Here is a 15907-nt window from a genome sequence, read left to right as displayed (position 1 = left end):
GAAAAATCGCCCAAACCAATAAAAATTTAGTTTGTAAGTGGATTTGAAGCTGACAAAGGCATTTACAAAACGTCAACACTTCCTGGTTCATTTGAGCTTGTTTTCCGGGAATGGCTAATTCCGCAAGCAAATGAATCGCTCTTTCGCTACGCTCGAAGAATGGCTTTAAAACAACTGGAGGGTGACTGGTTGTTGGTCGGCGGGCCTTTGGGGGAGAAAAAACTCGTCGCCTATTACCGGTTTTGGTGGCGCATCGAGATGTTTTTCCAACGTCTCAAAAAGCGGGATTTTCGCTTGGAAGAGCTCACTTAAAAGGTCAGATCGGCCCAAAATGCAGATGGCTATAGTGAGTTTAGCCTTTGTTTTCTGTTAATAAGTTGGCTATTACCATCATACGCACGTAGCCCAACTAGTTTAAAGACCAATGGTTATAAGTCTCATTCGTTTTTCAGGAAGGGCTTGGACCTACTTCGTCGGGCTTGCAAGTTCATTGAATCCCGGTTGTTTCTAGTTGAGCAATGCTTGAGTTGGTTGGGAAAAGACCCCACCTTAAAATTCGTTTAGGATTTGGTTTTAAGTCTCCTCATATAGAATAGTGGGCGCATAAAGATGTTATACAAACCGGTCACAAAAAACCACAGCTCCCTAATTGTAGTTACGAATAAGATTGGCGTTGACAATCAATAATGACCAATAACCTATTTCTCATAAGCTATTCAAAAACCTTACAACGATGGCAGATACACCCACACAATTTCAGCCCGGCGATCAGGTGGCCGTGCTTGAGGGAAGCGCACCAATGACGGTCAAATCCGTTAGTGCCGATGGTCGTACGGTTACCTGCGTTAATAGTAACGAAGATGAGCCCGAAGAGCAGCAGTTTGATGCTACCAAGCTAACCAAACTGCACAGTGGCGAAGAGTCAGGGGTAAATTCCTGATTAATCGCACAAAAAAATGTCAGCCCTATCAGAACTGACATTTTCGACCCATGTAATAAAGCTTATCTATTCGTCAATACGCACGGATGATATCGGGCGTTGCAAACCGGCAGAAATCAATCAGAAAGTTATTCCAGTGTGTATTCATTTCTGCCGGTTTTCTCAATGCTGCATCAAACCCAATCTACCCCTTTTCGGAGCAAACGTAGTGTTTCTTCCTCACGACTGCCCGGTTCAGGATGGTAGTCGTAAATCCAGTTTGCCTGCGGAGGCATACTCATCAGAATAGATTCCGTGCGTCCGTTGGTTTCAAGGCCAAACTTCGTGCCCCGATCCCACACCAGATTAAACTCAACGTAGCGCCCACGACGCAGTAACTGCCAAGTACGTTCGGGCTCGCCATACTGAAGATTTCGATTCTGGTGCATAAAGTGCGTGTAAATCGGGGCAAAAGCATTCCCCACATCCTGGACAAAGGCAAACAATTCCGCTTTATCAGACGAGTCAGCTGGCTTTAGATAGTCAAAGAAAATACCGCCAATACCCCGGGTTTCCTGCCGATGGGGAATGTAAAAATAATCATCAGCCCAGGTTTTGAATTTGGGGTAATAACTGGCATCATGACGGTCGCAAACGGTTTTAAGCGTTTGATGAAACCAGCGCGCATCTTCGTTCAGTACGTAGTGGGGTGTTAGATCGATGCCTCCTCCGAACCAGCAATGCCCGCTGCTCATCTCAAAATAACGGACATTCATATGGATGATCGGGACCATCGGGCTGCGCGGATGCAGAACGATGGATACACCGGTGGCGTAAAATTCGGCAGGTTCTGTCAGATTCAGCGAACGTAACGTAGCATCGGTGGCCTCCCCATATACGGCCGAAAACCCCACCCCTCCTTTTTCAATTACGTTGGCATCGCTCAGTGTGCGTGACCGGCCGCCACCGCCCCCCGGCCGCTCCCAGGTATCTTCCCGGAACCGATAGGTTTGTGCATGACCTTCCCCATCGGCCTCTTCCAGCGCCCCGCAGATTCGGTCCTGCAAATCCTTAAAAAAAGTAGTGATCGTTTCTTTCGTGATCAGAGTGTCAGAAGTCATCATGCCACAAAGTTCGCAAACACGGCGCGACTTACCGACACTTTCACCGATCAACTATTCGGCCAACTTGAGCGCATACCGGATGGGTCGCGGTTTGTCGATCAGAATAAGCAATCCCCGCTCGGCAAGCTGCCTGAGAAATTTACCCGCCCGATAGTCGGAAACATTGATAAGTTTTGCAAAACGATCGGCGGTAATGTGCTCATTTTTACGCAAATACTGAATTAATGTTCGTGTCATTGGCGATTTAATTAATTCAGTATTTGCCGCATCAGTAGTAATAATAAATTTATGGGTAGGTACCGATTTATCTTTCGCCCGTACGTAAATAGTGCGTTTCCCGGCTTCATCTAAAACGTAATGAGGCTTTTCATCACTTTCTAGTACAGTGATAATTAATACGGTCCGACCATCGGGCGAAAGTGTTTCGTAGCTAATGGCGAGGGCCGGTTCAATAAATCGGTCGGTAGCCTCTTCAACCTTACTCACTTCACGAAATTCAGAAGGAACGCCCACAATTTTTCCATTATCGGCAACACCAATCAGTAACGTACCACCAGAGGTATTGGCAAAAGCAGCTAATGTTCGGGCAATACGCTGGGCCGACGAAAGCTGGCGTTTAAATTCTAACCGAGTATGTTCTCCCTGCTCAATGAGATTATCAAGTTCATGTCGAGTCATATTCAGAAAACCTTACATATTATGGTTTGTTGTTGTTTATCATTAATCCGGAAAGCAATAACAGAAAAACTACTAATACCAGATGACGCACACGTATCCGATCACTAAAATTATTTAAATAAGTTACAGTACTGGTGAATATTACCACAGAGTATTTATGCTTAAATAACGTAATCAACATTAGTAAGTGCGGGTATATAGCTAACAAAAAAAGCGGACAGGTTGTCCGCTTTTTTTGTTGATCTGGCATAATTCAGTTCGCATAAAATATCCAATAACGGCAAGCGAATTATTCTGAAACGGGAGCCTGGCGCTTTCGGCCACGAGGTTTACCAGTATATTCCGGCTTCGGGCTTTCGCTGGCCAGCTTAAGCTCAAAGCCGGTTACACCGCCCTCATAATCAAAGGGTTTAATGGTAAAACCGTATTTCTCCGCTGCAAAATCGATACCACCTTTTTGCAAAATAAACGATAATGAAATGCTATAGCTTTTCGCACCTTTCGTCATCTCAAACGCTTCATCCTGCCCGGCCTCAGCTGGAATCAGAAACAGAGATTTTATTTTCCGTTTGCCATCCTGCGTACCGACTTTAAACTGTTTATTGTTGGGATCAAAGCCTAACTGTGCAATAGCTTTATCTGGAAACACCAGCTTACCTGCAGCTGAAATATAGCCTTTAACCGGTTCAGCTTTAGCCGTAACTTTCTTTTCTTTCTTTGTAGCTTCGCTATTCTCGTTTGGCGAGAAGAACCGAATTTGTTTCGCTTTCATTCGATGACGTATTTTATTGAGTGTATATCGACTTCGCGCAAATATAGTAAGTATGTTTTCGAAAAAGTTAATACATATTTAAATTTTAAAAATTTAGCTCAGACACAATTTTTTGATTCTTTTACATTTATTTCTAATAAATCCTGTAATCGCTGCCACACCCCTAATCAAATGCCTGTGTTTTATATGGTACGTTTTATTTTAATAATCCTATAAACAGTTCTTTACATTCTGAATAATTATTGCATTTAACGAAGATCACCTATCTATTTCCATACATGTTTTCCTTTTGATACGAATTAAAATTTGAATCAATCTGTCTACTTTTTCATAAAAACGTTAAAACCTTAACATAATAAATAAGCTGAGGTTTTAACTATTCATAAAAAAAGAAACCTGAATCTAATTCAATTGTCGCAAATAAATCTACTGATCTAAAATATCGACATTCGTAACTTAGTCGATGTGACGTATAGTTTCTTGGAAAAGTACTTTTCTGTATTTAGCCTATTTCAGCCCGTTATTGGTGCTATTTAAACGGGTAATAACAAGGATAATCCGTTTGCCGAATAATCAGCCCGTCCTGAAATTCCATAAAAATAGCAATCGGAGCTCGCAACTGTTGCCCGGCACTGAAGTCGCCAATCGCCTGCGCAACTGTTCCTTCCCAATCCAGTTGAATGGCAGCCGAATCGCCCATTACCAGCGCTTGCCGCAGGGTGTACGTTTGGTTCAATAGCAGTTTTCGACCCCGTTCCCAAAATATAGACAGATCGGCTCGTTTGTGGGTGCGCCCGCTCGGTACAAACAGGTTAGGCTTTTCCTGCCAGACCATGTCGGGATGCATAAGGGACATTACGTCATCAATCGATGCATTGGGGTCGTTAAATTGGGCAATATGCTCCTGGATAAGTTTATGATAATCGATCATGGATAATAAATTTTACTGTTGTTGACGGTTAAAAATAGCCAGCTGTTACTCAACAGAAAATTTAGCTAAATGAGGGGCAGAAACTACGGCTTGAAGCGCCAATAAAACCACACAACTCGTTGTATCCAAACGCAGCGACTGCGTGAATTTTCAAAAAATGGATAGTTCATTCCCGCTTTTTTACGTAGTATAAATACGCCATCAGGGCGTTTTATAGAAGGAACGTATCAGTCAATAATGAAATCTCTCCCTATTATCGATTTACTGGTTATCGCCCTGTATCTGGTTGGCATGGTAGCAGTAGGTGTGTATTTCTCCCGAAAAAATCAGAGTTCGGGTCATCAGAACGCCGATCAGTTCACCACCGCTTCGGGAAAGATTCCGGGCTGGGCAATTGGTATGTCGATCTATGCTACGTTCCTGAGCAGCAATACGTTTCTGGGTGTGCCGGGCAAGGCATTTGGCAGCAACTGGAATTCGTTTGTTTTTAGCTTATCTATGCCGTTAGCCGCCTGGGTTGCTGCCCGGTTTTTTGTCCCCTTTTATCGGCATACGGGCGAAGTATCAGCGTATACGCATCTCGAACATCGATTTGGCCCCTGGGCCAGAACCTACGCCGTTGGCTGTTTTCTGCTTACCCAACTGGCTCGCATGGGCTCTATTTTCTTTGGCATTGCGCTGAGTCTGCAAGCGTTGACGGGCTACCCCATGGCAACTATCATGGTGATTGTTGGCACCTGTATCATTATTTATACGGTACTGGGGGGTATGGAAGCAGTTATCTGGACGGAAGTTGTTCAGGGCGTAATCAAAACGGCTGGTGCCTTACTGATTCTGTGGTTGGTTGTGGATGGTATGTCGGGCGGCATTGATCGCATTCTGGCAATCGGACAGGCTGACCATAAATTTAGCCTCGGCAGTTTTGCTCCTGATTTCACGCAATCGACGTTTTGGGTAGTGCTGCTGTACGGGTTCTTTATGAATCTGAATAATTTCGGGATGGACCAGAACTACGTACAACGATACCATACCACTACGTCGACGCGGGAAGCCAGCCGTTCGATCTGGCTGTGTGTGTATCTCTACGTACCAGCCTCGCTTATGTTTTTTGTGATTGGCTCCTGCCTATATGCCTATTACCAGGCCAATCCAGATTTGCTACAGGCTGTGCAACTTCAGGTTGCCACCGAACGATTACCGAACGGCAGTCAGGCGGCCATTCACCAACTGGCTGCGACGCTTAGCCCCGCCGATATTGGCGATAAAGTAATGCCGCATTTCATGGTCAATAAAGTGCCAGCCGGTCTTGTGGGCCTGATTGTTGCGGCTATCCTGTCGGCCGCGATGAGTACCATCAGTTCGGGTATGAATTCGTCGGCCACGGTTTTCTCGGTCGATATCTACCAACGCTACATCAATCCTGATCTGACACCCGGGCGGGCAATGCGAATCTTGTATGTCGCCACAACTGTTTTCGGGCTGTTGGGCATGGGTACCGGCATCGCCATGATCGGCATCAAAAGCGTACTCGATGTTTGGTGGTTGCTGTCAGGCATCTTTGCCGGAGGCATGCTGGGTCTGTTTCTGCTCGGAATGATTTCCCGGTCTACACGGAATGCGGAAGCGCTGACAGCAACAATCGTTGGGCTGCTGGTCATTATCTGGATGACCTTTTCGAGCCAGCTTCCCGATGCCTTTGCCGCGTTACGTAGTCCGTTTCATCCCAGTATGATTATCGTGATCGGTACTCTCACGATTTTTCTGGTAGGGCTGTTGCTAACCCGGCTACGACGTACTGAAGCAGAACCGGCTGATGTTGAAATTCAGACGAAATGAGTGCGTTTATCCGCTTAACTGAGTTGAAGAACGAATCAACCAATCGACTGAGGAACGATTTTTTCAGGGCCGGTCCCGACACAAACCGTATCAGCCATGCACTATCCCTATCCCCTGATCGAAGAACTGCTGGAGAAATTCAGGCTTTCCATTGGCGTAGATTTCGACCGATACCGAAATCATGTCTACCGTGTATTTCTAAGTTGTTTATTGCTGGATGATAATAAACTAAACGAAGAAAAATACGCCCTTGCTGCCGTTTTTCATGACATTGGTATCTGGACGGATCATACCTTTGATTACCTGAATCCATCCATTGAACAAGCCAAAATCTATTTGCACAGCATCGGCAGACAGGATTGGACAGACGAAATTAGCCAGATGATTTACTGGCATCATAAACTGAGTACGTATCAGGGAAAATTCGGAAAACTGGTGGAGACTTTTCGGAAAGCGGACTGGATTGATGTTTCACTGGGTGTATTTACGTTCGGAATCGATACACAGAAAATCCGTCAGAACAGGCGGATGTTGCCTAACCGTGGTTTTCATTTCTTTCTAGTGCGGGAAACGGCCAAAAATCTTCTGAAACATCCCTTCAATCCGCTTCCTATCTTTAAACGCTGAAACTGCTTATATCAAGAACGAATATGTCTTTACAAAACAACTCGCCATCAACGTTGCCCCACGGTTTTATTCCGGTCATGCTCACGCCTTTTCTCGACTCGGGCGAGGTAGATTACGCGGGTCTCTCGCAGCTGACGGAATTTTATCTGGAATCGGGCGCAGCTGGTTTGTTTGCCAACTGCCTGTCCAGCGAGATGTATGAGCTAACGGAAACCGAACGTCTGGCCGTTACCAAACAGGTGGTCGATCAGGTAGGTGGGCGGGTACCGGTTGTAGCTACGGGTACGTTCGGCGGGCCAATGTTCCATCAGGCTGATTTCATCAAACGGATTTATGATACGGGTATCCAGGCGGTAATCGCTACTACCTGCCAGCTTGCCTTGCCTGAGGATTCCGATGCCATTTTTCTCGATCATTTGCATCAGTTAATGAACCTGACCGGTACGATTCCGCTGGGTTTATACGAATGCCCGGTGCCCTACAAACGGCTGATTAGCAGTCAGCTTCTGGCAAACATTCTACCAACGGGACGGATCATTTATCATAAAGATACAAGCCTCGATGCCGACGAGGTAGCTAAGCGATTAGCCGTAGCGGAAGGCTATCAGTTCGGTCTGTACGATGCCTATATGGTCAACGCGGTGTCGTCGTTAAAGGCTGGTGCAGCGGGCTTGTCATGTATCCAAGGCAATTACGTTCCTGAACTGATTGTCTGGCTTTGCGATAATTTCGACCAGGCAGGCAGGCAGGACGCCGTAAAACGGGTGCAGCAATGGTTGGTTGATTCGATGGATCTGTTGCATACAGCCTACCCGATTGCCGCCAAATATGCACTACAGAAGCGGGGGCTGCCGATTTCGTTGTATACACGCCGGGCCGTTGATCCGCTTACGCCCGCTATTCAGCAACAGTTGGATGCCCTGCTCGAATCCGCCGACCAATTGCAGGACGAGATCGGAATCGAGCGCGTTTTGTAAGTACGACCCTAGTTAACGGAACGATTTCCTCACTGTAAGTACGTTGTGTCGTGCTGTCGGGTTCTCTAACCCGACAGCACTTAGATGGCCCCTAGCGATTAACTGCTTTTATAGCCTGGCCGTCGCGTATTTCCTCGGATGCGCTTTTCACAATGGTCATGCCCGGCTGTACGTCGCCAAACACCTCAACCAGGCTATCAAGTACGTTGCCTTTCTGCACCGATACCCACTGTGCCCGATTATCGTTTACTTTGATCAAAAACATCTTTTCGCTGGAACTGACGACGGCTGTTGTGGGCACAAACATCGTTTTGGCCGTTCGTTCGATAGGCATCATCACTTCGGCATACATTCCGGCTTTAAGTTCATGCGATACGTTCGGCACGTCGAACTCAGCCATCATAGCCCGGTTCGCTTCAACCAGACTTTGGGCGGAGCGAGCCAGCTTTGCATTAAATCGGCGGTCGGGCATGGCGTTTACGGTAAACGAAACCGAACTCTTCGGCGGCAGTTGATTGGCAAAGGTTTCGGGAATAGCAACCGTCAGACGTAACGTCCGGCTATCTTCCAGCACAAACAGCGGTTTCCCACTGTCACCCGCGCCTACGAGGGCACCGGGGCTGATGTTACGTTCAATCACCATCCCATCGAACGGAGCGGTAATGGTCAGGTACTGGCGCAGTTCGCTTTTAGCCTGGTAGTTCGAACGGGCAGCCTGTACCGTACCGCGCGCCATGGCCACCAGAGCACTGTCAGACTCCATTTTTGCCTGCGCCTGATCAATCTCATTGGCCGACACCGCCCCCTCCATCTTGGCCGTTTGCAGTAAACGCTGATACATTAACCGGCTGGCCCGAGCGCGGGAGGTCTGTTCAACCAGATTTGATTCCTGCGCCTGCACTTGCGCCTGCGCCTGGCTGAGTTCCGAAATCACTTCCGGAGCTTCAAGCCGGGCAAGCACCTGTCCTTTGCGAACGACAGTACCTCTATCCACCGAAATATCACGGACAAACCCCTTGACTTTGGCATACATATTTACCCGATTCCAGGGCTTCAGCTCGCCGGGCAACGTAACGCGCTTACTGGGCTGAAGGGCCTGTACCGTTGTCACGCCAACCTGCTGTATTTCTGGCTCTTTGGCGGGGGTTTTGTTATCGCTGCTAGCCGTTGAGCAGGCCGTTACGATAGACATTCCAATGAGCGAATGGGCGAATGAGTGAATAAGCGAAAAATTGTGTCGCTGCGTAGTTCGTAAGCGATTTATGGATGGCAAGTTCATGTCGATTTCCTTTAACTTGAGTCAATTGATGGATAAAAAGGCTACAGGCTATGGCTTAACTCCGGCTGTTCTGTATGGAAATATTTGCTTTCAGGATCTTCGGGGTCAAGTGAAACCGACTGGGTAGTTGCCTTCGCCTGAAGTTGTGTAAACACACAGGGGAGAATCAGCAAGGCAGCCAGCGTAGAGGCTATCAATCCGCCGATCACCGCCTGACCGAGCGGGGCAATCTGATCGCCCCCTTCTCCCAGACCGGAGGCCATCGGTACCATCCCCGCAATCATAGCGATACTGGTCATCAGAATTGGACGAATCCGGCTGTTTGCCGCCAGAACGGCCGCTTTACGTGTATGCCCAATTTCCAGGCGAAGATTCTCCGCGTTGGTCACCATCAGAATAGCGTTGGCAACCGAAACCCCAACGGACATGATTAATCCCATGTACGATTGAAGATTCAACGTAGCACCACAGGCAAGTAGCATCAGCAAAGCCCCGGCTACCACAGCCGGAATGGCCGCCAGAATCACCAATGACAACTTAAAGGACTGATAATTAGCAGCTAGCAATAAGAAGATGATGACAATGGCAACGAGCAGACCCGTTTGCAAACTACTCAGCGTATCGGTCAGCAGATTTGTTTGCCCACCCATTTCGACTAGTACACCCCGAGGAGCAGCACCAGCATCTTTTATGGCTTTTTCAACTGCTTTCTGGGCTGTTCCCAGGTCTTTTTTCTGCAAATTCGCGGTGATCGTTACCAGCCGGTTCGGACCAGCACGGTCATATTCGCCCGGCGCTGTTCCTTCCGAAAACGTCGCTACGTCCGACAGCAGCGGGTGCATTTCACCGCTCTTCAACGGAATATTGCCGATGTCGCTGGCACTGCTCATCTGGTATTCTGGAATCTGCACCTGCACTTGATAAGCCAGTCCTTTCGACTCATCGAGCCAGAGGTTTTTATCGGTAAACCGGCTCGACGACGTGGCGGCCACCATCGAACGGGCTACCTGCGTCGACGTAACGCCCAGCTGACCAGCCCGCTCACGGTTCATCGTTACGTTCAGCACCGGGTACGATAGCGGTTGAGCAATCTGTACATCGCGCAGAAAATCAATTTTAGCCATTTGCTCCCGAATTTTGTTGGCAAACCGGCCCGCTTCGTTCAGGTCTTTAGCTGCTACGGTTACTTCAATGGGTGTTGAGGCCCCCTGACTCATGATTTTCTCGGTCAGCTCAATCGGTTCAAACGAAATACTGGCCTTAGGTAACGCTTTGGCAATCCGGGTCCGAAGCTCTTCCTTCAGATCATCCATTACCACCGGATGTTCTTCATTCAGGGAGACCTGCAAAACAGCTTCGTGCGGACCACTGTTGAACACGAATATATTGGAGGTACCATAGCTTGACGGCACCGTACCTACGTAGGCCGACGATATTTCTACGTTTTCTTTGCCAACCGCTTCTTTAATAATGTCGAGCACTTTCAGCGTAGCCATTTCCGTACGCTCCACCCGTGTACCATCGGGGATACGCAGACGCATCTGAAACTGGTGACTGTTGCCATGCGGCAGAATATCCGTACCAATCACCATAAAGCATACCACGATAATAGCCAGACTACCAATCAGGTAGCTACCAACGACCATGCCCCGGCGGTTCAGAATTTTTTCCAGGAATGACGAATACCGCTGCTTAAACCTGTCGAAACCTTTTGCATTGGCCACTGGCTGTTCCTCTTCGATCATGTGCCGCTCCTGTGCATCGAGTGCCAAGGTCGGTGCTTCGTGGGCCGGATGGCTCTTCAACAGCCAGTTTGCCAGTACGGGCACGAACGTTTGCGAAAGCAGAAAGGACGCGATCATGGCAAAACCGACAGACAGCGACAGGGGCAGGAACATCGAACGCGGAACGCCATTCATCACAAAAGCGGGTGCAAAGACGGCCAGAATAGCCAACAGGATCAGGAACTCCGGGAAAACGATCTCTTTACAGGCATCCCAGATCGCTACGGCTTTGGGCTTGCCCATCTCCAGATGCTGGTGAATGTTTTCTATCGTTACCGTAGCCTGGTCGACCAGAATCCCAATGGCCAGCGCCAACCCGGACAGGGTCATAATGTTAATTGTCTGGCCAAACAGGTTGAGCATAATCACCGCCGACAGAATCGAAATCGGGATGGTCAGCACCACAATAACTACGCTACGCCAGTCGCGCAGAAAGAGCAGCACCATCAAGCCCGTCAGCACAGCGCCCAGAATTCCTTCCGTTACGAGGCTTTTCAACGCATTGGTTACGTAGACCGACTGATCGAATTCATAGGAAATCTTTACGTCCTCAGGCACCGCAGCCTGTAGCTCAGGCATCGCTTTACGGATGTTATTCACTACGTCCAGTGTTGACGCATCCGACTTTTTCACCACCGGAATATATACCGCCCGACGGCCGTTGACCAGCGCATAGCTTACTGTTACGTCGGCCCCATCCTCTACCGTACCAATGTCGCGCACAAACACCGTTGGGCCAGAGCCGACACGTATCGGAATGTTCAGGAAATCTTCCGGACGTTTCACCAACGAATTAACGGGCGTCATCAGGGCTTTATCGCCGATGCGGATGTTTCCGGCGGGCGATGGCTGGTTATTCGTTACAATAGATTTGATGACTTCTTCGGGCGTCAACTGATAGCTGCGAACCAGTTGCGGATTTACCTTGATTATCACCGTTCGCTGGTTACCCCCAAACGGTGGAGGACTGGAAACACCTGGAATCCGGGAGAACATAGGCCGAACCCGCGACGATGCGTAATCCTGAATTTCGTTCAGCGAACGAGACTGGCTTTCAAATACCAACTGGCCTACCGGTACAGAACTGGCATCGAACCGAACGACCTGTGGGGGAACGGTTCCTTCGGGCATATACGCTTTGGCGCGTGATACGTTGTTAGCAACCTCAGCCGCAGCCTGCGCCATATCAGTTCCGGGATAGAACGAGAGCTTGATCAGCGATAGCCCCTGAATCGTTTTTACGTCGATGTCGCGGATACCCGATACGTAAAGAAAGTGATCCTGATAGCGCGTAGCGATAAAGCCGTCCATCTGATCAGGTGCCATTCCTCCATACGGCTGTACCACGTAAATCGTTGGTAAGTCGAGATTCGGAAAAATATCGACCGGAATGGTAAACAGCGACATCACAGAAAAAGAGGAGGCCCATGACCGCCACAACCACCGAAATGGGTTTTCGAAGTGCTGATCGAATGATGTTATACATAGTTTTTTTAGTCTATTGGTCATTGGAGGTTGGTCATTGGTCATTTTGGTACACTGTCATTTGTTGCGGTAGTTCAGTCAACCAATGACCAATGACTAATTGCCAATGTCCGTTATCTCACTTGGTTCATAAACAGCGACAAATCCCCGTCAGCGGCAGCTTTCAGGAGCAAAAAACGCCAGACATTGCTGGTAGCCACGTACCCATCCACTTCAGCGCGGTTGAGCGTAACAACACTTTGTAATAGGGTTGGCAAATCAGTCAGTCCGCTTTCATAGCGTGATTTTGCCTGATTGAACGCCTGTCGGGCAGCCCGTAGCTGAATGGGTGCCTGCCGGGCCTGCTCCAGTGCTACCTGATATTGGGTTTCAGCTTCCTGATACTGGCGGGTAATCTGCAACCGCTGCGTATTAAACAACTGTCGCGACCGTTCCACCAGAAACTGATCGGCGCGGTAATCCTGATGGGTACGTAACAGATTAGTTAGATTCCAGCGGGCCACTACGCCTACGAGGTAATTACCAACCTGATAACCAAGGCCATTAAGCTGATTAGTCAAGAAAAGATCGCCCTGATTGGAAAAACCTGAGCCACGGGCATTGCCTGCACCAACCAACGAGATTGTAGGCATACCTGCCCGTTGTGTAGCCAGACTTCGAGCGGCCGATAACGTAATCTGCGACTGAAACAGACGTAACGTCGGATTCTTGGGCGACAGCGAATCCGACAGGAAAACGCCGTTCGGCAGGCTACTGTAAAAACCCATACTATCTACCTGCATACCACTTTGCAGTTGACCCGCCAGTTCCGACAGGCGCAACCGCTGCACCTGTTCCCGCTGCTGACTTTCGAGCAGGAGTAACCGGGCACGAACGGCTTCGGCAGTTGCCAGTGCACTATCGACACCCGCCCGCATACCCGACCGGACACCCGAATCGACCACCCGCTTGAACGTTTGTGCGCGTTCCAGATTACTTTGTTGAATCTGAACGAGTTTCTGATTGATCAGCAAAAGCAGATAGGCATCAATGGTACGTACCTGATGCTGGAATATTTCGTTCTCGTAATCGGCCTGACTCCGTTGAAGGTCGGCTTTTGCCACGCCGATATTGGCTTTCACCCGCCCAAACGTAATGGCTCGCCACTCAATGGATGCACTGGTATAGCTTCCGAAACTGGCCTGTGAAATGGCAACGGGCCGTACCCCGCCCGACGTAGAAATGTTAGTACCTTCGTTTGGGAAAAACGAATTGTTCAGACTGTTGCTGGTGGCATAGGTGTACTGATCCTGAAGTATCACACTGGGCAGCAACTCCGTTCGGCTGGCCTGCAAACGCCGTTCAGCACTATTGACTTCGGCTTGTTTAGCCTTCAGAAACGGGTATTGCCGGACGCTCTGTTCAATTACCTGATTGAGATTCACCGATTGCCCAACGGCCTGGGTTGTTAGCAGACCCGCGCCAATCAAGAGAAGCCAACCCGTTTTACCCCGTTTTCTGTTACTTTCGAATCGTTGTCCGACGTAGTGATAACGTGCTTGTTTCATCCACTCCAACCCAACCGGCCTTTTGCCCTCTGCCGGTCAGGTGTCTACAAAACACGATCTCAAATCTGGAAACATTTGGGAAAAGGTCACATTAACAGTCGGTTCAGCCCATTTTTTGCCGAATAGTAAAAACGACGTGAAACATATGAATCTATATGTAGATTGTAAGCCAGAAAAGCAACAGCTTGAGACCAGAAAACACATTTAATGGTATCACTTGGCGCCGTACAACTAATTATCAAGCCAATACCATTACGTGCTTTTGCGCATAATAATACGTTGGGTGATGCCAAACAGCGAAAGCTTTCGTGTCCGGCTTCCCGTCGACAGGGAGCACGGCTCGTTCGGGAAGTTCTGGGTCTGTTGGTCAGCTCTCGTCGACACGAGAACTGCCCCGACAAGGCAGGCTGACAAAAAGCGAGTTGGCCACGTAGCGTGTGACAGGCTAACCGTCCCGAAACGGGCTTGGAAATAGGTTGTGGTCGACATAAGAAACGTAGTGACGGGGGGATAACTTTAGGCTTGTATTTCGGACTTACCTGCGACAGCGGAAACGCCCCGGTTGGGTTGATTGTGGCTAGTTGGGTAGGTTCCGGTTGACAAGACAACCGTCTTCATCGAGGGCTTACAAGAAATAATTTTATAGCGACTAATGGTTGTTTCGCCAAAACATAACATCACTTCTACTTATGCTCTTGACCTAATCATGTCAGGTCAGTCACTAAAGGATTATTATGTGACTGGAAAAGTCGAATTGACTGGATTAGATGAATTCGATATGCAAGTAGAAGTGGATAACTGCATATTTGAGCATTTTGAAGCCATCTCCTCTCTTTTTCTTAAAAAGGTTAAATTAACAAACTCGGATTTTAAGGATTGCAGCTTTATGTTTTCTTATTTTCCCGGTGGTCTTGAGATTGCTAATTGCTCGTTCGACAGTTATATAGACTTTCAGGCTGGTGGACATAATAAAGAGAATAACTGTGTATTCATTTGCAATTCAACATTTAAAAATTTTGTAAACTTTTTTGATTGCTGGTACGAGAGTGAAGTAGTTATTAAGAATAATGATTTTCAGCAAGGGACGAATTTGTTAGGCAAGCCGTTCAACATACCCGTAACATTCGATGTGAAGCCAATCATTGAAAATAATAAAGGGCAGCTTGCTTTTGACAATGAAGGCGACGGTCCATAGTTTTCAACGGATTGTGCATTGTTGCCCGCTCCGCGCAGGGTCGATTCCATGTGACAGGACGCTCGTCCCGTAGGAGAGCGGAGCAGCCCAACCACCACCGTGTTCGCAAGCGAACGAACCTAGAAGAACTGTTAAATTGCTCTTTGAAGTGCACTTGATTATCAAACAGTTGCAATTTAATACTACATCCAAACAGGAATGTAAAAGTTGCAAGCTGTTTGTGTTCAGACAAGTAACTCATAAACTTTCAACCTTTCGGGCATTATCCGGCGAAGTTCACCCCGTGATCATGAACTATGTTTGACGAAATTAACTTGAGAATCTTGCTGGAAAACCCTGTTGAGGGCGTACTATATGGACTACAGAAAGGCAAGGGTGCTCATCACGAGATTGTGCAGGCGCAAATGGGAAATCGTCAAGAGCTGACCTTTCGTTTTGTTGTGCAGCGAAAGCAAACAAACGAGTCTGCCCCCTCGCTAACGGGTCCGTTCGTTCAGGGCACTCCAGGAACCCGCTTTGTTTACATTAACATAGGCAGCTATGCCGGACAGGCCGGAGCACTGTGTAATGGCCGACTGAAAGTTCCCCTTACTGAAGCTGACTTTCAGGACACGTCATCGAGCGGCAGCGGGTATGGCTGGTCCTGTACAGTTCCTGGCCGAACTGAGAATGGAACGCCTGTTTTTGCTACGGTAAAGCCTTTTGGCGAATGGACTAAAGCGTACTTGTGAACAGCGCACGACAGATACAGCT

Annotated in this window: 14 protein-coding genes and 1 pseudogene; 8 read left to right on the top strand and 7 right to left on the bottom strand. The window is 48.2% G+C overall.

The window, feature by feature from the left end; translation table 11 throughout:
* The first annotated feature begins 159 nt into the window (after window positions 1-159).
* Both LN737_RS17755 and LN737_RS17750 read left to right on the top strand, forming a co-directional pair.
* Complete coding sequence (locus LN737_RS17755) at window positions 160-312, top strand: hypothetical protein (protein ID WP_405511137.1); 153 nt, start codon at window positions 160-162, stop codon at window positions 310-312.
* 421 nt (window positions 313-733) lie between these two features.
* Window positions 734-940 carry a hypothetical protein gene (locus LN737_RS17750; RefSeq protein ID WP_405511136.1) on the top strand — a complete coding sequence of 69 codons (207 nt, stop codon included), beginning with the start codon at window positions 734-736 and terminating at the stop codon, window positions 938-940.
* Window positions 941-1113: 173 nt separating this feature from the next.
* Here the strand turns inward: LN737_RS17750 and hemF are convergent, their stop codons facing one another.
* The 4 genes from hemF to LN737_RS17730 all read right to left on the bottom strand — a co-directional run bounded on the left by hemF (window position 1114) and on the right by LN737_RS17730 (window position 4424).
* On the bottom strand, window positions 1114-2040 hold the full coding sequence (gene hemF, locus LN737_RS17745; RefSeq protein WP_405520437.1) for an oxygen-dependent coproporphyrinogen oxidase: 927 nt from the start codon (window positions 2038-2040) through the stop codon (window positions 1114-1116).
* Between the two features lie 54 nt (window positions 2041-2094).
* Window positions 2095-2721: a helix-turn-helix domain-containing protein gene (locus LN737_RS17740; RefSeq protein WP_405511135.1), complete on the bottom strand. Its 627-nt coding sequence runs from the start codon at window positions 2719-2721 to the stop codon at window positions 2095-2097.
* A 289-nt stretch (window positions 2722-3010) separates the two neighbouring features.
* Window positions 3011-3493: a hypothetical protein gene (locus LN737_RS17735; protein ID WP_405511134.1), complete on the bottom strand. Its 483-nt coding sequence runs from the start codon at window positions 3491-3493 to the stop codon at window positions 3011-3013.
* Between the two features lie 529 nt (window positions 3494-4022).
* Window positions 4023-4424, bottom strand: coding sequence for a nuclear transport factor 2 family protein (locus LN737_RS17730; protein WP_405511133.1), 402 nt, complete (start codon window positions 4422-4424; stop codon window positions 4023-4025).
* A gap of 237 nt (window positions 4425-4661) precedes the next feature.
* On the opposite strand from LN737_RS17730, the gene LN737_RS17725 reads away from it, so the two are divergent.
* The 3 genes from LN737_RS17725 to LN737_RS17715 all read left to right on the top strand — a co-directional run bounded on the left by LN737_RS17725 (window position 4662) and on the right by LN737_RS17715 (window position 7864).
* Window positions 4662-6260, top strand: a complete 1599-nt coding sequence (locus LN737_RS17725) for a sodium:solute symporter (protein WP_405511132.1) — start codon at window positions 4662-4664, stop codon at window positions 6258-6260.
* A 96-nt stretch (window positions 6261-6356) separates the two neighbouring features.
* Window positions 6357-6887 carry an HD domain-containing protein gene (locus tag LN737_RS17720; RefSeq protein ID WP_405511131.1) on the top strand — a complete coding sequence of 177 codons (531 nt, stop codon included), beginning with the start codon at window positions 6357-6359 and terminating at the stop codon, window positions 6885-6887.
* A 23-nt stretch (window positions 6888-6910) separates the two neighbouring features.
* On the top strand, window positions 6911-7864 hold the full coding sequence (locus LN737_RS17715) for a dihydrodipicolinate synthase family protein (RefSeq protein WP_405511130.1): 954 nt from the start codon (window positions 6911-6913) through the stop codon (window positions 7862-7864).
* A gap of 91 nt (window positions 7865-7955) precedes the next feature.
* Here the strand turns inward: LN737_RS17715 and LN737_RS17710 are convergent, their stop codons facing one another.
* The 3 genes and pseudogenes from LN737_RS17710 to LN737_RS17700 form a co-directional block, all read right to left on the bottom strand.
* Complete coding sequence (locus LN737_RS17710; protein ID WP_405511129.1) at window positions 7956-9143, bottom strand: efflux RND transporter periplasmic adaptor subunit; 1188 nt, start codon at window positions 9141-9143, stop codon at window positions 7956-7958.
* 41 nt (window positions 9144-9184) lie between these two features.
* Window positions 9185-12413 (bottom strand): annotated as a pseudogene (locus LN737_RS17705) (efflux RND transporter permease subunit).
* A 112-nt stretch (window positions 12414-12525) separates the two neighbouring features.
* Entirely contained in the window at window positions 12526-13959 is a 1434-nt protein-coding gene (locus LN737_RS17700) for a TolC family protein (protein WP_405511128.1), read from the bottom strand.
* A gap of 207 nt (window positions 13960-14166) precedes the next feature.
* On the opposite strand from LN737_RS17700, the gene LN737_RS17695 reads away from it, so the two are divergent.
* From LN737_RS17695 to LN737_RS17685, 3 genes are all read left to right on the top strand, one after another.
* A complete protein-coding gene (locus LN737_RS17695) occupies window positions 14167-14370 on the top strand; it encodes a hypothetical protein (protein ID WP_405511127.1) in 204 nt (67 codons plus the stop codon).
* 241 nt (window positions 14371-14611) lie between these two features.
* Window positions 14612-15154: a hypothetical protein gene (locus LN737_RS17690; protein ID WP_405511126.1), complete on the top strand. Its 543-nt coding sequence runs from the start codon at window positions 14612-14614 to the stop codon at window positions 15152-15154.
* Window positions 15155-15450: 296 nt separating this feature from the next.
* A complete protein-coding gene (locus tag LN737_RS17685; RefSeq protein WP_405511125.1) occupies window positions 15451-15885 on the top strand; it encodes a DUF5990 family protein in 435 nt (144 codons plus the stop codon).
* The last annotated feature ends 22 nt before the right edge of the window (window positions 15886-15907 follow it).

The organism is Spirosoma sp. KNUC1025 (assembly GCF_045160025.1).
Taxonomy (GTDB): domain Bacteria; phylum Bacteroidota; class Bacteroidia; order Cytophagales; family Spirosomataceae; genus Spirosoma.
The sequence above is the reverse complement of the archived record's forward strand: the minus strand, read 5'-3'. Positions and strand labels throughout refer to the sequence as shown.